The organism is Rheinheimera pacifica (assembly GCF_024809855.1).
GTDB classification, from domain to species: domain Bacteria; phylum Pseudomonadota; class Gammaproteobacteria; order Enterobacterales; family Alteromonadaceae; genus Alishewanella; species Alishewanella pacifica_A.
In genome coordinates, this window is sequence record NZ_JANUEM010000010.1 from 41,146 (window position 1) to 62,525 (window position 21,380).

At 50.4% G+C, this 21,380-nt stretch carries 19 protein-coding genes; 9 read left to right on the plus strand and 10 right to left on the minus strand.

Annotation, left to right across the window (positions count from 1 at the left end):
- Positions 1-110: 110 nt before the first annotated feature.
- Complete coding sequence (locus tag M2404_RS13320; protein ID WP_259240242.1) at positions 111-998, plus strand: DMT family transporter; 888 nt, start codon at positions 111-113, stop codon at positions 996-998.
- On the opposite strand, the gene msrA is transcribed toward M2404_RS13320, so the two are convergent.
- The 3 genes from msrA to M2404_RS13335 form a co-directional block, all read right to left on the minus strand.
- On the minus strand, positions 999-2,270 hold the full coding sequence (gene msrA, locus M2404_RS13325; RefSeq protein WP_259240243.1) for a peptide-methionine (S)-S-oxide reductase MsrA: 1,272 nt from the start codon (positions 2,268-2,270) through the stop codon (positions 999-1,001). It lies immediately after the preceding gene.
- Between the two features lie 78 nt (positions 2,271-2,348).
- Positions 2,349-3,431: a low-specificity L-threonine aldolase gene (ltaE, locus tag M2404_RS13330; protein WP_259240244.1), complete on the minus strand. Its 1,083-nt coding sequence runs from the start codon at positions 3,429-3,431 to the stop codon at positions 2,349-2,351.
- A gap of 315 nt (positions 3,432-3,746) precedes the next feature.
- Positions 3,747-5,990 (minus strand): TonB-dependent receptor, encoded by a 2,244-nt coding sequence (locus M2404_RS13335; protein WP_259240245.1) that lies wholly within the window; start codon positions 5,988-5,990, stop codon positions 3,747-3,749.
- 253 nt (positions 5,991-6,243) lie between these two features.
- Here M2404_RS13335 and M2404_RS13340 point away from each other — a divergent pair, with 253 nt between their 5' ends.
- Both M2404_RS13340 and M2404_RS13345 read left to right on the plus strand, forming a co-directional pair.
- Positions 6,244-8,337: a protein-disulfide reductase DsbD family protein gene (locus tag M2404_RS13340; protein ID WP_259240246.1), complete on the plus strand. Its 2,094-nt coding sequence runs from the start codon at positions 6,244-6,246 to the stop codon at positions 8,335-8,337.
- Between the two features lie 37 nt (positions 8,338-8,374).
- Positions 8,375-8,974, plus strand: a complete 600-nt coding sequence (locus M2404_RS13345; protein WP_259240247.1) for a redoxin domain-containing protein — start codon at positions 8,375-8,377, stop codon at positions 8,972-8,974.
- Here the strand turns inward: M2404_RS13345 and M2404_RS13350 are convergent.
- Together M2404_RS13350 and mtnK are read right to left on the minus strand one after the other, a co-directional pair.
- Positions 8,971-9,885 (minus strand): exo-alpha-sialidase, encoded by a 915-nt coding sequence (locus M2404_RS13350; protein ID WP_259240248.1) that lies wholly within the window; start codon positions 9,883-9,885, stop codon positions 8,971-8,973. The two genes, M2404_RS13345 and M2404_RS13350, sit on opposite strands and share 4 nt — an antisense overlap.
- A 17-nt stretch (positions 9,886-9,902) precedes the next feature.
- On the minus strand, positions 9,903-11,105 hold the full coding sequence (gene mtnK / locus M2404_RS13355; RefSeq protein WP_259240249.1) for an S-methyl-5-thioribose kinase: 1,203 nt from the start codon (positions 11,103-11,105) through the stop codon (positions 9,903-9,905).
- A gap of 87 nt (positions 11,106-11,192) precedes the next feature.
- Between mtnK and mtnA the strand changes: the two genes are divergently transcribed.
- Positions 11,193-12,218: an S-methyl-5-thioribose-1-phosphate isomerase gene (gene mtnA / locus M2404_RS13360; protein WP_259240250.1), complete on the plus strand. Its 1,026-nt coding sequence runs from the start codon at positions 11,193-11,195 to the stop codon at positions 12,216-12,218.
- A 371-nt stretch (positions 12,219-12,589) separates the two neighbouring features.
- On the opposite strand, the gene M2404_RS13365 is transcribed toward mtnA, so the two are convergent.
- From M2404_RS13365 to M2404_RS13385, 5 genes are all read right to left on the minus strand, one after another.
- Positions 12,590-13,114: a tetratricopeptide repeat protein gene (locus M2404_RS13365; protein WP_259240251.1), complete on the minus strand. Its 525-nt coding sequence runs from the start codon at positions 13,112-13,114 to the stop codon at positions 12,590-12,592.
- Positions 13,115-13,279: 165 nt separating this feature from the next.
- Complete coding sequence (locus M2404_RS13370) at positions 13,280-14,164, minus strand: LysR family transcriptional regulator (RefSeq protein ID WP_259240252.1); 885 nt, start codon at positions 14,162-14,164, stop codon at positions 13,280-13,282.
- A gap of 252 nt (positions 14,165-14,416) precedes the next feature.
- On the minus strand, positions 14,417-14,959 hold the full coding sequence (locus M2404_RS13375) for a 1,2-dihydroxy-3-keto-5-methylthiopentene dioxygenase (protein WP_259240253.1): 543 nt from the start codon (positions 14,957-14,959) through the stop codon (positions 14,417-14,419).
- Positions 14,956-15,639, minus strand: coding sequence for an acireductone synthase (mtnC, locus tag M2404_RS13380; protein ID WP_259240254.1), 684 nt, complete (start codon positions 15,637-15,639; stop codon positions 14,956-14,958). The genes M2404_RS13375 and mtnC overlap by 4 nt, the downstream gene beginning before the upstream one ends.
- A 3-nt stretch (positions 15,640-15,642) precedes the next feature.
- A complete protein-coding gene (locus M2404_RS13385; RefSeq protein WP_259240255.1) occupies positions 15,643-16,275 on the minus strand; it encodes a methylthioribulose 1-phosphate dehydratase in 633 nt (210 codons plus the stop codon).
- A 105-nt stretch (positions 16,276-16,380) separates the two neighbouring features.
- Between M2404_RS13385 and M2404_RS13390 the strand changes: the two genes are divergently transcribed.
- From M2404_RS13390 to deoA, 5 genes are all read left to right on the plus strand, one after another.
- Entirely contained in the window at positions 16,381-17,526 is a 1,146-nt protein-coding gene (locus tag M2404_RS13390) for a methionine aminotransferase (RefSeq protein ID WP_259240256.1), read from the plus strand.
- Positions 17,514-18,296: an amidohydrolase gene (locus tag M2404_RS13395; RefSeq protein ID WP_259240257.1), complete on the plus strand. Its 783-nt coding sequence runs from the start codon at positions 17,514-17,516 to the stop codon at positions 18,294-18,296. The genes M2404_RS13390 and M2404_RS13395 overlap by 13 nt, the downstream gene beginning before the upstream one ends.
- 67 nt (positions 18,297-18,363) lie before the next feature.
- Positions 18,364-19,527, plus strand: a complete 1,164-nt coding sequence (locus tag M2404_RS13400) for an MFS transporter (RefSeq protein ID WP_259240258.1) — start codon at positions 18,364-18,366, stop codon at positions 19,525-19,527.
- A gap of 55 nt (positions 19,528-19,582) precedes the next feature.
- Complete coding sequence (locus tag M2404_RS13405; RefSeq protein ID WP_259240259.1) at positions 19,583-20,008, plus strand: cytidine deaminase; 426 nt, start codon at positions 19,583-19,585, stop codon at positions 20,006-20,008.
- Positions 20,009-20,011: 3 nt separating this feature from the next.
- The gene (gene deoA, locus M2404_RS13410) at positions 20,012-21,322 is read left to right on the plus strand and encodes a thymidine phosphorylase (RefSeq protein ID WP_259240260.1); all 1,311 of its coding nucleotides are present in this window, start codon (positions 20,012-20,014) and stop codon (positions 21,320-21,322) included.
- Positions 21,323-21,380: the final 58 nt, after the last annotated feature.

Here is a 21,380-nt window from a genome sequence, read left to right on the forward strand (position 1 = left end):
TTACCAGAAAAACCGGCATAATCTGCCGGTTTCTTTAGCTCAGGGATAACATTTACTCACACTGACACGCCGTAAATCTTATCCCTCCCAAGCAACAGGTTGTCGTTACGATGGGTTTATACGTTTTTCTCGCGTTGGTATCAGCAGTAGCGATGGCCAGCAGCGGTATTATTGCCCGCTTTAGTGGCTTAGCTGCAGCAGAGCTGACTTTTTATCGTCTATTTGTCGGCGGCTTGTGTTTATTGCTGTTTGTTACGTTTACCGGCAAGCTGGCTGCACTAAAAGGCAAGCCCGACTGGCGTATGGCGGTTAACGGCGTGCTGCTGGCTGGTTTTATGCTGAGCTTTTTAACGGCTATTGAATATATCAGCCTGGCTAATGCCATTATGCTGGTGTACCTGGCGCCACCCTTGTCGGCTTTTATTGCCCACTGGTTGCTACAGGAAAGGCTCGATTTACCCGACAGCAGCCTGATTGTGCTGTCATTTTTTGGTTTTGCCATGTTGCAGCAATTTAAATTTGATCTGGTGTTAGACGCCGCTCAGCTGCCGGGCCTTATTTTTGGCTTGCTGTCGCTATTTGCTTACAGCGGTTTTTTACTACTAAACCGCCGCGCTTTGCCTGCGCATTCACAATTGCAGCGCACGTTTTACCAGCTGATGATAGGGGCCTGTTGTGTGCTACCACTTCTTACCGGCATAAGCTTACCCAAGCCGGATGATATTATCTGGATAGCCCTGGCCGGTATTTTCCCCGGTTTTATTGCTATTTACTGTGCCATCATTGCACTACAGCATTTACCCACCCGTGTTTATGCTACGCTGGCTTATCTGGAGCCGGTTACGGTTATTCTGGCCGGTTGGTGGCTGTTTAACGAAAGTTTAAGCACACTGCAACTTGGCGGTGTGCTGTTGATTATTATTACCGGTTTAGCACTGGCACTGCGGCATAAGCCAGCTAAGGCGGTAGTGGCTGCTGCTGAGGCTATCCGGCTTTAATTAGCTGCGTGGCACAAAATCCAATACCGTTGCGTTAATGCAATAGCGCGCCCTGCCATTTGGGCCGTCGTTAAATACATGGCCCAAATGAATACCCGACACTTTGGCGCGAATTTCCGTGCGGTGCATGCCGTAGCTGTTGTCCGGTTTCTCAATTACTGCGCCGTTTACTGCTTTGGTAAAGGACAGCCAGCCGGTGCCGGAATCAAAACGGTCGCGGGTGTCGAACAGAGCCGCGCCGCTTAGCTTATCGGTAAAAATACCATCTGGCGTATTTTTAAAAATTTCATATTGCTGGCAAAAGCGGTTGTCGGTGCCTTTATCAAACGCGACATCAAAAGCCTCGGTGTCGCCCAGCTTAAACTTACCCAGTAACAAATAAAACTCGTCCGGGCTTAAGTAGCCCTGGCGGCCAAATACTTCTTTGCCATCTTGCAGCAAAATAATAGTAGGTGTAGCCCAGGTTGGGGTTGTTAGCGTTAAGCCATTGACGGCGTTAGCATAGCGAAAATGCAGCGGGATATCACCCTGATAATGGTTTGCTACCTCAGCCTTAAATTTTTCACAGTACGGGCAATAGTTTTCAGAATCTATTACCAGTATGTGTTTGCCGCTGAGCAAAGCGCTGTTATCCATCGCGGCAGTTTGGCTGTTATTGTCGCTGGCAAAACGTACGCCGGTTGAGTGATCGGGGCAGTAGCCGTTGGGGTTTTTGGCGATATAGTCCTGGTGATACTGCTCGGCCGGGAAAAATTCACGTAGCGGTTTTATTTGCGTGGTAATGGCACCGTAACCGGCTATGCTCAGTAATAACTGATACGCGGCTTGCACCTGTGTTGCGGTGTCAGCCTGTGCCTGGCTATTGGTAAGAATAACAGAGCGGTATTGGGTGCCAATATCATTACCCTGGCGGTTTAGCTGCGTGGGGTCGTGCATTTCAAAGTAGTGTTGCAGCAAAGTATTCAGGCTGATTACGGCCGGGTTAAAGGTAATTTGCACCACTTCGGCATGGTTGTTGGGGTTATGCTGGTTGCGCTTTTGGGTAATGGCGCGGTAGGTGGGCTGTACGCCATTACCATCGGCATAGCCGGATACGGCATCTATTACGCCTTCCATAGCTTCAAAGCGTTTTTCTACGCCCCAGAAACAGCCGGCACCCACAACGATAGTGTCGCTGTGGTTTGTGGCCGGTACAGTGCTATCCTGCGCCTGTGCGGTGCTGCCAAGCAGCATTAACGCTGTAAAGAGTTTTAATAACGTGGATCGGGCCATAATTACCTCTGCCTGTTGTTACGTTTTACTGCTTACGTAACAGACAGGCAAAAGGTGCATTTGCTTTCAGATTGGAGGTTAAGTCAGTCTGGCGAAATCGGTAACATGCTGCAGGGTTTGTTCAATATCGTCGCTGCTTATTTGTAAATGGCACACCCAGCGTACGCGTTTAATAGCACCGTTGGTACTTTGGTAATTGCTGCTGGTAAGCCTGATGCCGCACTCTGCCAGATAGGGTAGCAACCGATCTGCCAGTTCAAGGCTGATGTCGGTAAATAAAATATTGCTCTGTACCGGCAACACGCGAAGTTGGCCCTGCAGTGCCGGTAGCTGCGCTGCTAATACGGCCAGGCCATCGGCCAGGCGTTGGCAATTGGCGTGATCGTCTGCCAGCCGGTTAATATTGTTTTCCAGCGCATACAGGCCAGCGGCGGCCAGAATGCCGGTTTGGCGCATACCGCCGCCCAGCATTTTGCGCACCCGTTTTGCCCGTGCGATAAAATCAGCTGAACCCAGCAATAACGACCCTACCGGGCAGCCTAAACCTTTAGATAAACATAGCGATACCGAATCAAACCCCGTGCACAGCTCGCGCGCCATTTGTTGTGGCGTTACATTATGTTGCGGTGCCAGCACTACAGCGGCATTCATCAACCGGGCCCCGTCTATATGGCAGGCCAGGCCTTTATCTTTTGCCAGTGTTGCCACACTGCGCATATAGCTAAGCGGTAATACCTTACCGCCAACGGTGTTTTCGATAACAATTAAGCGGGTGCGGGCAAAATGCGGATCGTCAGGTTTTATGGCTGCGGTAATATTGCTTAGCAACAAGGTACCGTCGTTTTGCAGTTCCAGCGGTTGCGGCTGAATAGAGCCCAATACGGCCATACCACCGCCTTCCCATTTGTAGGTATGCCACTGCTGGCCAACAATGGCCTCATCACCACGTTGGCAATGGCTCATCATGGCAATAAGGTTAGTTTGGGTGCCACTGGGCGCGAACAGTGCGGCTTCAAAGCCAAGCATGTCGGCAGCGTAACGTTGTAGTTCCAGTGTGGTGGGGTCGTCGTTAAATACGTCATCGCCTAAAGCCGCGTTAAACATACGCTCTTTCATGGCAAGGGAGGGTTGGGTTACGGTATCGCTGCGAAAATCCGGCATTTTATGCTCCGCGGTAACAGAAGATGCTCAGCGTAAAACGATGCTGCCGCTTGTGCAATCAGAACAGGTTAAAGCGCAGGTTTTTTCGCCGGAAAGGAGTGACTAAAAGCAGAAGCAAGCCAGAAAGAATAGTACGAACCGGCTTGCCCACGTCAACGCGCCGTAAACCCTTCCGTGGGGGCTCGACTATGAACTTCATCCTGAAGTTCACCCTGCGGGCTAGCGGAGCTGTTCAAATTCGTTCCTGACGAATTTGTCAGCATCCCTGCCTTCAACGGTTGACTTAGAGCAAGTCGATTCGTACTAACTCAGCAATTAATAAAAGCTGATTTTAAAATCGACACCAAAGGTTCGTGGTTCGTTAACAAACCCTGTAAGGTTGCTAAAGTCGATAGCACCTTTCAGGTTGTCCTGATCAGTAATATTGCGGCCAAACAGGCCTACTTCGTAATTACTGTCGTAATTAACATAGGCTATGCGTAAACCGGCTTCGTAGTTATTGTTTGATTTAAACTCGGCTGACTCATACAAAAACAGGTTGGTTTTACCCTGTAACTGATAATCGCCGTAAATATAAATCTCACCACCCTGTACCGGGAAATCATAGCGTGCGTTTAACGTCAGAATAGTTTCTGGCGCCTGCGGGAAGGGGTTACCGTTAATTAAGGCTAAATCCTGCGCGTTACGTGGGTCCAGCACGGTACACAGGCCAGAGCCGCACGGTGCTACAGTTAAACTGTCGTCTTTCAGTTCAGTTTTATTGTAGCTAAAACCACCGCCTAGGCTCAGGTTGGCCAGTACGCGGTAATCAAAGTCAACCTCAAAGCCATAGCCTACACCTTTGTCGGCGTTAATCAGCTGGTTGCCCTGGGTTTCACCACCAATGGCAGATAACTGAATATCGTCAATGGTGTAATAAAACACCGCGCCGTTCAGACGCAGGGTGTTGTCCAGTAAGTCTGATTTAGCACCCACTTCAAAGGAGGTGATGGTTTCTGAATCGGCGACTGATGGCGGTGCTTCAAATGCCACGTCACGGCCCTGAATAGACTGGGCGCGAAAGCCTTCAGCTACGCGGGCAAATAAACTGGTTTTATCGGTTAAACGATAGTTGGCGCTTAATTCCCAGCTTATTTGGTCGTCAGATACTTTGATCGGGTCATACTGCTGAATTTGTGCAGCACCAATAACCAGAGCAAAGCCGTCAACGTTCTGCTGGCCTACCGAGAAGGTTTTTACATCGTCGGTATAACGGATACCGGCAGTAACGTCCAGTTTATCGGTAAATTTATAGGTGGTTTGGCCAAACAGCGCCCAGCTGGTATTGCCGTGGAACACCTCGGTGGCACCAAAGAAACCGTCAATACTGTTTACGCCAAAGGTTGAATCGAAGTAAAAACCACCGGCTTGCCAGCTCAACGGGCCTGTTGTGTCGCTGGCCAGCCGTATTTCCTGCGTGTACTGCTTTAAATCTTTTAACTGATCTTCAGTTACTGCGTTATCAGGGTTAGCAGCACCGGCCTGACCGGGGTTGCCGCCGTCAATATCACCGATGCCGCCACCATCTGCACGTTCCAGCGCTGAAATACTGGTAAGTGTCATGCCATCAAAGCGGAAGTCAAACTTCAGTGAAGCACCCCAGGCGTCGTAGCTCTGGCGGTTGTAGCCGGGCGCATCATAAGCCACAGTATCGCGATCGTAATTTTCGTTTAACTTGTCGCTGCCCGGTGTCAGTATATTTTTGCGAAACAGGCTGGAGGTACCATCGTAGTTACGGGAGTGTACATTTAACAGCGCATCGAAGTCGGCTGTTTCATATAAAAACTGCAACCGGCCGGCGCGCTCATTGTAGCCACCCATAACGTCGCTTTCGCCGGTGTAGCTGTTGCTTACCCAGTTGCTACGGTGTTGGGATAACAAAGAAATACGGGCAGAGAGTTCGTCGGTTAAACCGCCACCGGCCGCTCCTTCGAGGTTAAACTGGCCGAGGGTGCCGGCAGTGGTTTTCACATAGGCATCAAAATCCTGGCTTGGCTTTACGCTGTCAAATTTAATAATACCGGCCGTCGTATTACGGCCGAACAGTGTACCTTGCGGGCCGCGGATCACTTCTACCTGCTGCACGTCAAACAGCGGGAAGCTTTTTAAAATCACGTTTTCCATCACCACGTCATCCATAATAATGGATACCGGTTGTGATGCAGCTAAGTCAAAATCGGTATTACCTAAACCACGGATATAAAAACGTGGTGCAGCACGGCCGTTAGAGGTTTCGGCATACAGGCCCGGCACCTTAATGGCCAGCGCGGTAATGTCATCACCGGAAGAGAAAATGGTGTCAAACTTTTCGCCGGACAGGGTGGCAATAGAGATTGGCACTTCCTGAATACTCTGGCTGCGCTTTTGCGCGGTAACAGTAATGGTTTCCAGTTCCTGTTGTTTGCCGCCTTGGTCTTTGTCACTTTCCTGTGCCAGTAACACAGGAGAAAAACCAACAGCTGCACTAAACAGGCCGGCCTGAATGGCCGCTGACAATACCGACTTAGTAAATAGCTTCATTAAGGTGAACCTTTTATTGAGGATTACGATTGTTTTGTATGCGTGTTGTAACGAACACTTTGCTGGAGTGACCACAGCATTTGTTGCGTTTATACCGGCTTAATATAGCATTTTGTCGCAAAAAATACTCAACTTAGCGTAGTTTGGCGGTTAATTTGTCGGCAGTTTGAGCAAAAGCCGTGTAGGCTCGTATCGATACACAGATGCACTATGTGAGAGCGATATATATGAGAGAGCTATGCAAGAGAACATTATGCGCAGGGTAGTTTTGTTGTTGTTTTACTGTAGTGTACTGATCAGCAGTATGCTAACAAACGGGCATGCAGCAACCACTGGCTGGCAAACGGCAAAACACCTTAAAGCTGAACTGGTCAGTGAGTATCAGCAGGTAACGCCAGGGCAAACGGTGCGGCTGGCGCTGCGTTTTGTGCCGGATGAACATTGGCATACCTACTGGCAAAACCCCGGCGATTCCGGCCTGGCGACCAGTTTAAGCTGGCAACTACCCGATGGTGTAACAGTTGGCGATATTCAATGGCCAACCCCGCACGCTATTGCCATACCGCCGTTGGTAAATTATGGCTTTGAAGGCAGCACGGTTTTGCTGTCAGATCTTAGCATTGCAGCTGATTATGCATTGGACACTATCGCTATTCAGTTGCAGGCCGACTGGCTGGTATGTGAAGAAATCTGTATTCCGGCTGAAGCACAATTTAGCCTGACACTAGCCGTAGGCAGCGACGCTATTTTAGCCGATGAGCAAAGCGCTTTATTTCGCCGGGCAGAGCAGCAACTGCCACAGCCGCTGAATATCAGCGGCCAGTTTGATACCTCTGGCGGGGCTTTTTCTGCGCTGATTAACTGGCAGCAGCCGACAGGTATAAGCGCTTTTTTTGTGGCTGCAACAGAGTTGGTTGATCATGCGGCTGCACAGCAAATCAGCCAGCAGGGGACACAGTTGTTGTTGCAGCAACCGCTGAATACCTATTTTTCCGGTGTGGCTGATCAAATTGAACTGGTATTGGTAAGTGCAGATACTGCCTACAGCGTGCAACTGACAAAAAGCGTACAACCGGCAGGTAATGGGAAAACTGCAGCTGAAATTCTGGTAACCCAGGGCCAGCAAAGTAGCACGCCGCTATGGTTAATTTTACTGATGGCAGTTGCCGGCGGCCTGATCTTAAACTTAATGCCGTGCGTATTTCCGGTGCTGTCGCTAAAAGCGCTGACTATTGCCGCCAACAGCACACAACAGGCACAGCAAAAGCGTGATGCATTATTTTACAGTGCTGGTGTGGTACTCAGTTTTGTTGCCCTGGCGCTGCTGCTTATTATGCTGCGTGCCGCCGGAGCCGCGATTGGCTGGGGTTTTCAGTTACAAAGCCCGTATATGGTGGCGTTGCTGGTGTATTTGCTGTTTGCGCTGGGGTTAAGTTTATCCGGCGTTGTGCAGTTTGGCCTGGGGCTGATGAATACCGGCGGCGCACTTGCCACGGCTAAAGGTAGCAAAGGTTCGTTTTTTACCGGTGTACTGGCAGTAATAGTCGCCAGCCCATGCACGGCTCCTTTTATGGGCTCAGCTTTGGGTTATGCGGTAACCCAAAGTGCACCAGTGGCACTGTTGGTGTTTGCTGCCCTGGGGCTGGGTATGGCATTGCCGTTCTTGCTGCTGGCGTTTATACCGGGCTTTGCCGGCATTTTACCCAAGCCCGGTGCCTGGATGGACACCTTAAAGCAGGTACTGGCATATCCGTTATATTTAAGCGCTGTCTGGTTGTTGTGGGTTTATAGTCGCCAGGCCGGTGTTGATGCTCAGGCATTGCTGTTAATTGGCCTGGTGTGTGTGGCCGGCGCATGCTGGTTATGGGGCCGCAAGCAACTGGCTCAGGCGGGCCGGGTTGGTGCAGGTATAGCGTTATTACTGGTATTGCTGGCACTGGCGTTACCTGTACTGGCGCCCAAACCGGCAACACAGCAGGCGCAAAGCAGCGCTACGCAGCACTGGCAGCCGTGGTCTGCCGCTACACTTAAGCAATTGCGGGAGCAGGGTAAGCCGGTGCTGGTTAATATGACAGCCGACTGGTGCATTACCTGCCTGGTAAACGAGCGGGTGGCGCTTAATACCGACAGCAGTAAAGCCGCGTTGGCGCTGTACGATGTTACTTACTTAAAAGGCGACTGGACACTGCGTGACAGCGCCATAACCGAGTACTTACGCTTGTATCAGCGCGATGGTGTGCCATTGTATGTGCTGTACTGGCCGGGGCAGCCACCACAAGTGTTGCCACAGATTTTAACCCCAGACACTTTGCCGCAGACGTTAGCGCAGCTAAGTAGTCAACCTTAAAGGCCCTGCAGGCCCGTATAATAAAGGAGTAAACACTATGAAATTACGTCATCTGGTACTGGCTGCCTCGGCAGCTTTATTGTCGCTGGGCTTAAGCGCTGCACCGCAGGTGGGTGCACCGGCCCCTGACTTTATCGTAGTGGACACCAAAGGTAACAGCCATAGTTTAAAAGATTTTGCCGGCAAAAATGTGGTGCTGGAATGGACTAACCATGATTGCCCCTTTGTCGTAAAACATTACAGCGGCAATATGCAGACACTGCAGGGTGACCTGACAGCACAGGATGTGGTATGGCTTACTGTTATTTCATCGGCACCGGGCAAGCAGGGCCACGTTAGCCAGGCTAAAGCAGATGAGCTTACTGCCAGCCGCGATGCAGCACCTACGGCTGTGGTATTTGATGAAAGCGGTGTGGTAGGCAAAGCCTATGACGCCAAAACCACGCCGCATATGTATGTCATCGATAAAGCCGGTGTACTGCAATATATGGGCGGAATTGACAGTATTCCGTCGGCCAAAGTGGACGATATCAGCAAAGCAACGCCTTACTTTGCCAATGCCGCCAAAGCTGTGCTGGCCGGTGAAAAACCCGACCCGGCTGTGACCAAGCCTTATGGTTGTAGTATTAAGTACTAATTAGCAGCCTGCACGGTAACCACAGCCAGATAAATGGCTGTGGTTGTTTCATGTGACGAATAATAACTGACATACAGTGTATTGCCCTGCAGTACCATACCGGCGTAACTGCAATCGCCGCCGGAGGGCAGCGCCAGGGCCTCACTCAGCTTGCCGGTTTGCCGGTCAATCCAGCATAAACTGGTGCGTACTTTGTTATCGTATAAACGCACACAGGCCAGCAGTCGGTCATCGGGTAGTTGTACGCACTGCGGGCCACCAATACGACAGCCACTGTCTTGCCAGTGCCAACGGGTGTAGGGCGGCTGGCTGATGCCAAACAGGCCATGTTCCGGATCACGGCGCAGAAGGCACAGTGCCGTGCCATCGGTTTCAAATAACAGTGCGCTTTCGTTGGCATAGCTGCCGCTGTATATATCACTAACGGCAGTAAAGCTTTTGTGGTTCATACTATTATACAACCGGACAAAACGGGGCTGGCCCACCTTATAACCTATTGCATACAGCTTTTGCTGCCATGCCATGCGCCATAGCCAGATATTGGGCTCACCTACCGCTTGCGGCTCAGGCCAGTAAATACCATCGGCAGATTGCCAGATATATGACTGATGGCTGCAGCGGGTTTTATCATGTAAGGCTGCTGCACCCAACAGCAACAGAGAGCCTGCCGGGCTAACACTGAATTTTGCATCGCGTAAATCGGCGTTTGGCATGCTGATAAGTGCAACACTATGCCACTGAACAGCGTCGGTACTTTGTAAAATGCGAAAAGCACCATCGGGCGAGACATGGTCGCTGCCTTCGCGAAATACGCACCACAGCGCGCCGTTAAAGGCTATAAGATCCGTAAAGGCATTGTGTGCTGCCTGTTGCCAGATGTTTTTAACACTTTGCAGCATAAGCGATGTCATCTGGCTGGCTCCGCGGGTTAGTTTTGCTGGTATCGTACCAGTGTAAGCACTTGCTCTATACCGGCAAGCTCGTTGCGCTGCAAAATCAGTTCGCGGCCCAGTTTCAGCGCTTTGCGCTCGCTTTGCCCGCGTAGGGTATCGTCGCTGATACTGTCTAAATCGGCAACATGTGCCAGGCCAACAGTGCGGCGGATCAGCTCACACCCGGCATACCCCAGAGTATCGGTAAATACCTGCTGTATAAAGTGTTGCTGATACAGGCTGTTTTGCAGCGTGGGTTCGCGGCATTCATTGCTCATTAGTTGTTTAAACTGTTTCTCAAACTCCTGCCACAGGGTTTGCACCTGTGATAGCAGGTAGTCCTGATGTCGCTGGCGTGCGGCGGTATCCTGTGTCAGGCCAAAATGACCAAGGTAGTTAAGCAACAAATTACCGATCAGGCTACCAACATCAAAGCCAATAGGGCCATAAAAACCAAATTCAGCGTCGATCAGTTTACAATTATCATCGTTAATAAAAATGCTGCCGGTGTGCACATCGCCATGCAGTAACGCCTGGGGCTTAGACAGAAAACCGGCTTTTAGCTGCGCTACTTCGGCTTGTAGGGCTTCGTCATGCCATAGTTGCAGAGCATCGTTACGTATTTCACTGTGAATATTATTGCGCTCGTGGTTGCAGTATGGATCGGTAAAGAATAAATCCTCGGTAATCAGGCACAGTTCCGGGTTTAAAAACTGGCCAACCTGCTGCTTCTTATTCGGGCCTGTGAGTGCGAAATCGCTGGTGTAGTAAAGTGTATTTGCCAGATAGGTTGCCAGTTGTGGTGCCAGGTGTAGAAATTGGTTGCCAGCTATCAGCTCAGCACGCGCAATGCGGTAGTCTTTTAAATCCTCCATCAGGATTGCGGCAAGACCAGCGTCGTAATGCAGTACTTCCACAGTATGATCAGGGCACAGTTTGCGGTGTTCTAACAACACTTCGGCTTCAATACGGGCCCGGTCTACAGTCAGCGGCCAGCTTTCGCCTACACAGCGGGCATAGGGCAGCGCCTGTTTCACAATAAGGCTGGTGCCTTTGTCATTTTCAACCCGGAATACCAGGTTCAGATTACCATCACCGAATTCTTCACAGCTTAATTTACTGTGATCGCCAAACAAGCCGCTGTACTCATCGGCAAAGTGTATTGCATCGTCAGTGGTAAAGGTACGGTAGTCTGTCATCCTGGTTCTCATTGCTTGTGTTGAAAATAGCAGGGCTGCATAATCGCAAACCTTATAGACGTCTGCAACGCCAAACAGGAATAAGCTATGAAAAACTTAACAGCACTGAGCCTGAAAACGATACAGGGCGAGCTGTATGTGCTGGATCAGACTTTACTGCCACAACAACAAAAATGGCTGCCTTGCCAGACAGTTACAGACATGGTTGCCATGATTAAAGCGTTACAGTTACGTGGTGCCCCAGCCATTGGTATAGGTGCAAGCTTGTTACTGGCATATCGCGCCAGCATGGGCGACAGCCGTGAGCAGCTGCTGCTTGATGCCGAAGTGCTGCGCGCAGCCCGGCCTACGGCAGTTAACCTGATGAATAACCTTGACAGCATGATAGCGGCACTGCAACAAGCCGATTTTAAAACGGCCGCCATTGATTGTGCCGGGCAACTGTTTGCGCAAGATGTGCAGCTATGCCTGAATATGGCACACCATGGTGCCGCACTGGTACAGGATGGCGAACAGTTGTTAACGCACTGCAATACCGGAGGCCTGGCCACAGCAGGTGTAGGTACAGCGCTTGGAGTAGTTAATCTGGCTCATCAGCAGGGCAAAAATATCCGCCTTTGGGTAGATGAAACCCGGCCACTGTTACAGGGCGGGCGCTTAACTGCATGGGAATGTAGGCAACTGGGTATTCCTTATCAGCTTATTTGCGACAATATGGCGGCGATGCTGATGGCCCGAGGTCAGGTTGATTGCATTTTTGTCGGTTCAGATCGCATCGCTGCCAACGGTGATTTTGCCAATAAAGTCGGCACTTACTCGCTGGCTGTGCTGGCGCACTATCATAAAGTGCCATTTTATGTGGTTGCACCCCACACCACGGTAGATTTAGCCTGCGCAGATGGTAGTGCCATACCGATTGAGCAGCGCCATGCTGATGAAGTTCGCGGTGTTAGCGGGGCTTTTGGCACAGCGATTTGGGCACCGGAAGATGCGGCGGTATTTAACCCGGCGTTTGACGTAACGCCCGCAGCGTTGGTAACAGGCTGGGTGCTGGATACCGGCGTATATTCACAAGCTGATATCGCCGCTGGGGTGTTAAAGCAGTTTGCTTAATTACAGAAACAACAGCAACAGCTACAACACTCGCCTTGGCTCGTCACAGCAACTACTTCGGGCTTCCTGCCCTACGCAAGCCAGCTAAAGCTGTTCAAATTCATTCCCGACGAATTTGTCGCTCGCGCTGGCGCGCTCACTCAGACATTCTGTGACGCCCAATTCGAGGTTCCAGCTGTTCGCTATCGCGTAAATTCCGACGCAAAAAAAGCAGAGTTACACCGGGGAGTAGTAACTCTGCATACACGGGGGAGTGTAATCGTTGTTGCAGTGAACAGGCGCTTACTCTGTTTACTGCCGGGGTTCCTTACAGGTTAATGCAGGCGCTTACTCTGCAATAACCTTTGTTGCTGTTACATCGCAGAAGTTACTTACTCTGCTGACACCATCGCGATGTCTAAACCATTGTTGGCTTTGTTCAGTGCTAACTCTAAACGCTGCAGGTTGTGCAGGTTAACGTCGCTACGGCTTAACTCAGCTGCGCGGCTAAAATCAGACAGTGCGGCCAGGTTGTTGTTTTGCAACAGGCGCAGTACACCGCGGTTAGTCAGAGCGTAAGCACGCATTTCGCGCTTGTCGCTGCTGCTAACGTGATTAAACTGTTGAGCTGCTGATACCGCTTTGTCGCATGCACCTGATGCCTGCTCCAGTTTGCCGCTTTTGGTAAAGCCAACGCACAGGCTCATCTGGCGTGAGAAGTTATCCACTTCAGCATTGCTGTTTAAGGTTTCGCTGATACCCTGATCAAATTGACCAGCCTGTAAGGCGGCTACGCCAGGAGTATCTTCAATAAGTACCATTTTATAGCCATTGGTGTTGGCTGATGCGAGAAATGAACCCGAGGCCATCAGCATCAACGCCAAAGAACTGCCTAATTTAACTGATCTCGCTTTCATAGTGTGTTGCTCCCAATTTCCCATCCAGGCAGCCGCTATCGGTCTGCAGATGTAAGTTTGAGCAAAAGCACTAAACTTGACAAACGATAAAAAAAAATGCGACAGGTGAAAAAAATTCACCTATGAGTCGCTAATGTTTGTCATACAGCCTGAGATGGCAGGGATTTACTTATCTAAATGAAAACTCTGCAGGATCCAGTCAATTAATAACTGAATTTCATCGCGGGTAGGATCGTTATCGTGGCGAACCAGATAGTAGCGGTCTCTGCTAAGCAATTCTTGCTCGAATAAGCGCTGCAGGCTGCCGTTGGTAAACCAGCCGTTGCTGATAGGCAGCGGGATTAGCGCTACGCCTAAGCCCTGTTGTGCTGCGCGGGCGACACTGAACATACTGTCCAGCTGAATAATTTGTTTTGGCCTGAAATTGTGGTAACCGACGTGCTCTGCCCAGCGATGCCAGGCGTAGGGGCGGGCCTGATGCAATAGCAGCGGTACCTTTTCCAGAATGCGATAACCTTTACTGTGCCACTGCTGGTACTGCTGGGCATTACAGGCTGGCACATAGCTTATGGGGAATAAGTCGTAGGCGATGTTTTCTTCTGGCTTTTTGCCCGACAGGATAATCGACAAATCAGTATATTTCTGGCTGTCGCGGCGTGATTTTACCGTCTCCAGTTTCAGGTTAATGTTGGGATATTGCTCTGACCAGCCAATAAGCCGCGGCACAAACAATTCGCTGGCAAAAAATTCCGGCATCGAAATGCTGACTTCCTGCATGCGCTGTGCCTGGCTGAACTCGCCTATTGTAGCCGCCAGTTGCTGCATAAGAGGTTGAATAGACTGATAAAAGCGCGTTCCGGTTTCTGTCAGCACTATGGCGCGGGTTTGGCGTTCAAATAACTGCAGGTTGAGGTTGTCTTCCAGCTGTTTAATCTGGTGGCTTACTGCAGAGGGTGTCAGGTACAGCCGTTTTGCTGTTTCTTTAAAGCTTAAACAGTCTGCTGCGACACAAAAACAACGCAGGCCGCGCATGGGTGTATGCATTGGCATTATGTGGCACTCGATCTCATTTGGTATCGCTGGTTTTAGTAGATGAAGGTTGCATTATCATTAACAACACTGAATTCCTGCTTAATATACTGCATAAACTGCACCAAAGCGGATCATCAGTAAAATCATAGTTTAGTGATTTGCGATGGTTGCTGATTGCGCCAGTTTAGCGCAGCGGCTGCATTAAAATGCAGCTGCTGGCCATAAAAGATGTAGATAAATTGTTGTTTAAATCAGTATGCTGGCGCTGATTTATGTCAGTAACGGAAAGTTGCTGGCTAGGGTACTGCCGGTAAAGTTTGCTACCCAGCCGTCGGCATTATTAAACAGCCGGATGGCGGTAAATTCCGGCTCGCTGCCCATGTCAAACCAGTGTGGGGTACCGGCAGGTACGCTAATCAGATCGTTTTGTTGGCACAATACCTGATAGACCTTACCGGCAATATGCAGACAAAACAGACCCTGGCCACGGACAAAAAAGCGCACTTCGTCTTCACTATGGGTATGCTCTGCCAGAAATTTTTGCCTGAGCGCAGCTTTATCAGGGTGGCTAGCGCTAAGTGAAATGACATCAACCGTAACATAACCCCGTTCGGCTTTTAGCCGCTGAATATCTGCCGCATAAGCCTGCAGGATGTCTTCATTGCTGCTGTGTGCGGTTACAAGGGCGCCGGCTTGCCATTGTTCAAAGCGGATATCGGCTTTGGCCAGCTCAGTGCTGATATGCTGGCTGTTGTTGCTGTCAAACAATGGGTAAGCAGCGTTGTCGCTACTATAAACGGTGAGGCGGCTCATGACATTTGCTCCCGGATCTGATCAAAGCTATGGGCAACAGGGTGATTGGCTGTAGGCTGGCCCTCGCGGATTAACTGCACTGTGGCAATACCCAGTGCTCTGGCAGCATCAAGTTCGGCTACAACATCAGACAAAAACAACACCTGTTTCGGCGGTAGCTGCAATTGCTGCAAAATAGCGGCGTAAGATGAAATCTCACGCTTGGCGCCAATACGGGTGTCAAAATAGCCGTTAAATAATGTTGTTAAATCGCCATAATCGCTGTACTGAAACAATAATTGCTGTGCCTGCACGGAGCCTGAGCTATAGACATAAAGCTTAATACCCTTGCTATGCCAGTATTGCAACTGCGTGGCCGCATCGGCATACAAATGACCGGTAAAAGCCCCACTTTGGTAGCCATGCTGCCATACCATACCCTGTAAAGCTTTTAGTGGCGTCACTTTTTTATCGTCGGTTATCCATTGCAGCAACTTGGTAATAATTTGCTCTGTGCCAGCGGCAGGTTGCTGCATCAGCTCGCGGCAGGCGGTCAGTGCCGTTGCAACATCTGGCTGTGTAGCATTAGCCCGGATAAAGGCGGGCAATTCGCGTGCGGCATAGGGGAAGAGTATATCAGTGACAAAACTTATCCGGCTGGTAGTGCCTTCAATATCAGTAATAATGGCGGAATACTTCACGGTTTACCTTGCTAGCTTTAATCGTTCCAGCTCGCAGTTTATAAGAAACTCCCAGCCTTCTAAATGCCTTTTTGCCTGTTCCAGGCTGTAACCCCAAACATAGAGGCCATGGCCACGCACTAATAAAGCAAAATTCAGAGGTTGCTGTTGCCAGCGCTTAGCCACTTGTTGTGCCAGTGCCGGGATATCCTGGGTATTGTCAAACAGCGCCAGCGGGCAGGATGTTTCGTGGCTGCTATTCCCGCTAATGGCTTTTTGCATTTCGTAGCCCTGAAAGTCATAGTTGTCGTGGTTTATTAGCCGCGAAAACACGGTAGCGTGCACGGAGTGTGTATGCAACACGGCTTTAATCCGGCTGTCCAGCTGATAAAGCTGTGCATGCAGGGCTGTTTCGGCAGAGGGGGTACCCGGGCAGGTTAACTGGCCATTTAGCCAGCTAACAGGAAGTAAATCGTGCGGGCTTAACTCGCCTTTGTCTTTGCCTGATGCAGTAATCAGGGCACTGTGCCCGGTACTGCGAACAGAGAAATTGCCGCCGGTAGCAGGCACCCAGTGCCGGTTGGCGATCCACCGGCCTAACGTGCATAAAGCGATGGCATTGGGGTTAAGCTGATGCTGCTGCGCAGAGTCGTTCATTATTCTCAGACCTGGTTATTACACGTTTGAACGTTTAGATGTCTATACATAAAACGGGCTAAATGATAGCATTCAAGCCGGTTTTAGCAACTTTTTCTTGCCCGCATGACATTCAAAAGCAAACTGCCAACCGTTGGTACTACTATCTTCAGCCAGATGTCGCAACTGGCTGCGCAGCAACAAGCTATTAATTTATCTCAGGGGTTTCCCGATTTTGCCCCCGACAATTTATTGCTGCAGTACCTGAGTGATTACAGCCAGCAAGGGCTTAATCAATATGCACCGATGCCGGGTGTAGCACCGTTACGTGAGCAAATAGCCGCTTTGGTACAGCGTTGTTATGGCCGCATAGTATGTGCCGGGCAGCAGGTAACGGTAACCAGCGGCGCAACAGAAGCGCTGTTTGTTGCCATTAGTACCGTAGTAGCGCCGGGGGATGAAGTGATTGTGTTTGATCCGGCTTACGACAGCTACGCACCTGCCATTCAGTTAAACGGTGGCACAGCGGTGCATATTGCGCTTAATGCGCCGGATTACCGCATTAACTGGCAGCAAGTTGCTGAGGCAATAACCCCGCGTACCAAACTGATTATTGTTAATAGCCCGCATAATCCGACTGGTATGGTATTCAGTAACGGAGATTGGCTAACTCTGCAGCAACTGGTTTTAAAGCATAATCTGTACTGTATCAGCGACGAAGTGTACGAGCATATGGTGTTTGATGGCATGCCACAGCTAAGTGCCAACAATTTTGCTGATCTGGCACAGCGTACTTTTATCGTATCGTCTTTTGGTAAAACCTTTCATGTTACCGGCTGGAAACTGGGTTATTGCGTGGCGCCCGATGCGTTAATGACAGAATTTCGCAAAATTCATCAGTATGTCACCTTCTCCAGTTTTACTCCGGCACAGCATGCTATTGCAGGTATGCTGCAGCATCAGTCGCAGCAGGTTAGTGGCCTGGCGGCGTTTTATCAGCATAAGCGTGATCAGTTTGCCAGCCTGTTACAAGGTAGCCGGTTGCAACTATTGCCTTGTCAGGGCACCTATTTTCAGCTGGCCGATTATAGCGCTGTTAGCGATCTGGACGATGTGGCGTTTTGCCGTTGGCTGACTATTGAGCACAAAGTTGCGGCGATCCCGTTGTCGGTGTTTTATAACCAGCCCCCACAGCGGCGAATCGTCCGTTTTTGTTTTGCCAAACAAAGCAGTACGCTAGCCGCTGCTGCGGAGGTGTTATGCCGGATATAACAACAGCGCTAAATATTGCCCTGGTGCAAACGGCTTTGGTCTGGCAAAACCCTGTGGCAAACCGGCAACAACTGGCCGGGCAAATCAGCTGCATTCAGGGGGCAGATATCATTTTATTGCCGGAAATGTTTACTACCGGTTTTTCGATGCACAGCCAGCATATAGCTGAACCTGAAGGCGATACCCTGGACTGGTTGCAAGAGCAAGCACGGCGGACAGGCGCTGCACTGGTGGGCTCGGTGGCAACCCGCACCGGCAACGGCTGTGTAAACCGCTGCTATTTTGTTACGCCTGAGGGCGATGTCAGTTTTTACGACAAAAAACATCTGTTTCGCATGGCAGGTGAACATCAGGCTTACATTGCCGGTGAGCAGCGGGTAATAGTGAACTGGCGCGGCTGGCGCTTTTTGTTGCAGGTGTGCTACGACCTGCGCTTTCCGGTATTTAGCCGCAACCGCAACGATTATGATATCGCGCTTTATGTTGCCAACTGGCCAGCCGCAAGACGCCATGCCTGGCGTACATTGTTGCAGGCGCGGGCGATAGAAAACCAGGCCTTTGTACTGGGTTGTAACTGTGTGGGGAGCGACGGCAATAGCGTGGAATATAGCGGTGACAGCCTGATTGTCGATTACCAGGGGCAGATTGTCGCAGATCATGCTCCGGCACAAGCCGGTGTGCTGCGTGCTGCGGTAGACTATGCACAGCTTAAACAGTACCGGCAACTATTTCCGGCCCATCTTGATGCTGATGCTTTTGTGCTGAGCTAAGCTTTTACAGTCCTGCAGTATTTTCATTTACCGGTATTACCATTTACCGGCATTACAAGGAACGGCTATGTCGCGCTTACACCCCACCGCGGTGATCTTCAGCGGTTTTTTCTTATTGGGTAACCTGATTATTCTCTGGGGTATGCTGCTACCTGACATGGCCAAGGCGTTAAATATGGCTCCAGCGATCAGTGGCGTGTTTTTCAGCTTAATGTCGGCAGGTACTATTGTCGGTGCCATCATTGGCGGAAAATACGTGCAGAAGTTTCATTTTCTGCGCCTGTTTGCATTTTTAGCCATTACTGAATCGATTTTGTTAAGCCTGCTATCGGTGGTGGTTAACTGGCAGCTGTTGCTGCCACTGATTGTTCTGGTGGGGCTGACTTATTCGGTAATGTTTACCATAGGCCATACTCTTATAGCCCGGTTGTTTGCCAATAAACGTGCTGCCATGATGGGATTAATGGATTTTATGTTCAGCCTTGGCACCCTAACTGCGCCGTTATGGGTGGTGATGCTGTATTGGGTACTGGATGACTGGCGCTGGCCAATACGCATTATTGCACTGTGTTTACTGATTGTTGGCTTATACAGCTGGCAGGTTGCCAGAATGCAGCCTGTGCTGGCCGGGCGCAGCCCTGGCGGTGGTAAAAGCCTGTCTTATATTACTGTGCTGCGCCAGCCTGTTTTTTTATTGCTGTTATTGGTGATGGTTGGCTACGGTGCGGCAGAGTGGGGCCAGGGCAACTGGTTTGTTAGTTACGCGGTAGACGGTTTAGGCTATCAGGCTGAAAATGCCCGTTTACTATTAGCATGGTTTACCGGTGGTATGGTGTTAAGCCGGTTGGGCTTTGCGCTGCTGCTACGCTGGTTAAGCAGCGCCCGGCTAATGCTGCTGTTAGGTGCTTTTACAGTAGTTGGTGCTTTTGTGGTTAAGTTAAGCGCGGGTAGCGAATTGCTGGCACTGGGTAATTTTCTGCTGGGGCTTGGTGTGGGTGGTTTGTTTCCGCTGATGTTATCTACTGCCATGGATCTGGACAGCGACAACGGCCCTGTACTATCCGGTATTGCCAGTATCGGTAGCTCAATTGGTTTTCAGTTTGCCGGTTTGTTAACCGGAGTTTGGGCGCAGCAGGCTGGTATTGCGCAGGCATTTTGGCTGATACCGCTGGCCAGTCTCTGGTTATTTGGCTGTTTGTGGCTGTTTCAGCGCCGTTTAGTCAGGGCTTGACCACAGCGGTATTCGCAGTAACACTATACGGCCATAACCAACATGAGTTTAACCAGTGAGCGAAATTAACTGGGCTGCCCTGCAACAGGCAGCACAATACGCCGCGGCGCAGGCTTATGCGCCTTACAGCAAATTCCCTGTTGGCGTAGCAGTACTGGCCGAAAGTGGCAAAATTTATACCGGCTGCAACGTTGAAAACGCCTCATACGGAGGTACAGTGTGTGCCGAGCGCAATGCCATAGGTGCAGCTGTAGTAGCAGGTGAGCGTAAATTTACGGCTTTAATGGTGTACACACCGCAACAAATGCTAACGCCGCCGTGCGGTATCTGTCGTCAGGTGATCGCCGAATTTTTCAGCCCCAATGCACCTATAGCCAGTTGTAACCATTTGCACCAGCAACAAAACTGGAGCTTAGGCGAATTACTGCCAGCTGCTTTTACACCAACCTATCTGGCCAACAGCACTAAAGTTGGAGCGTAATAGATGATCCCGCAGGAAATTATTAAAACCAAACGTAACGGCGGCAATTTAAATCAGGCTGAAATTCAGCAATTTGTCCGCGGTTTAACCGACGATAGCTTCAGCGAAGGCCAGGTAGCAGCGCTGGCAATGGCTATTTATTTGAATGGCATGCAGACTGACGAAATTGTAGCGTTAACGCTGGGAATGCGTGACAGTGGCACAGTGCTTAACTGGCAGGGTAAGTTAAATGGCCCGGTGGTAGATAAACACAGTACCGGTGGTGTTGGTGATAAAGTTACTCTGATGCTGGCGCCGATGGTTGCAGCCTGTGGCGCCTTTATGCCCAGTATTGCCGGCCGTGGTTTGGGCCATACCGGTGGTACGGTAGATAAACTGGAAACGATTCCCGGTTATAGTTGTACTCAACCGCTGGAAAAAATTCAGCAGCTATTGCCTGAGCTAGGTTGCGTTATTGTCGGCCAGAGCAGCCAGTTGGCACCGGCCGACCGGCGTTTATATGCTATTCGTGATGTTACCGCCACGGTAGAATCTATTCCGCTGATCACCGCCTCTATTTTGTCGAAAAAGTTATCCGAAGGTTTAGATGCGCTGGTCATGGATGTAAAAATAGGTAACGGCGCCATTATGCGTAGTGTTGATGATGCTTCGGCACTGGCTACCAGCATTGTTAATGTTGCTAATGGTGCCGGTGTACCCACACGGGCATTGCTGACAGATATGAACCAGATCTTAGGCACTACGGCTGGTAATGCACTGGAGGTGATCGAAACGCTGGATTATTTAACCGGCAAATACCGTGAGCCAAGGTTGCATCAGGTTACGCTGGAGCTGGGAGCCAATATGTTGCAACTGGGCGGGCTTTATCAGGACAAAGCCAGCGCTATTGCTGCGCTGGAACAGAGCTTAAGTTCAGGTAAAGCTGCAGAGATTTTTGCCAGAATGGTGGCCGCTTTAGGCGGCCCGGCCGATTTAATTGAAAAACCGCAGCAGTATCTGGCCGCAGCGCCGGTGGTGCAGGATATTATAGCCCCACAAAGCGGCTACCTGAGTTACCACAATACTGTAGGCTTAGGTATGGCGGTGGTGCGCTTAGGTGGTGGCCGTTCGCACCCCAGCCAACAAATTGACCCCGCGGTAGGCTTTAGCCATATTCTGCCGGCAGGCAGCAAGGTGCAGCAGGGCGATGTGATTGCCAAAGTGCATGCTGGTAGTAAAGATGCAGCAACAGGTGCCGCAAATGAATATCTGGCTACACTGAGTGTGGCTACAGTAGCAGAACCCTATCCGCTGGTGCATCATACTATTGGTTGAGAGAGTGGCTGATTGACGTTGCGCCCCGTTATTGACTACAGTTAAACCAATCAATAAC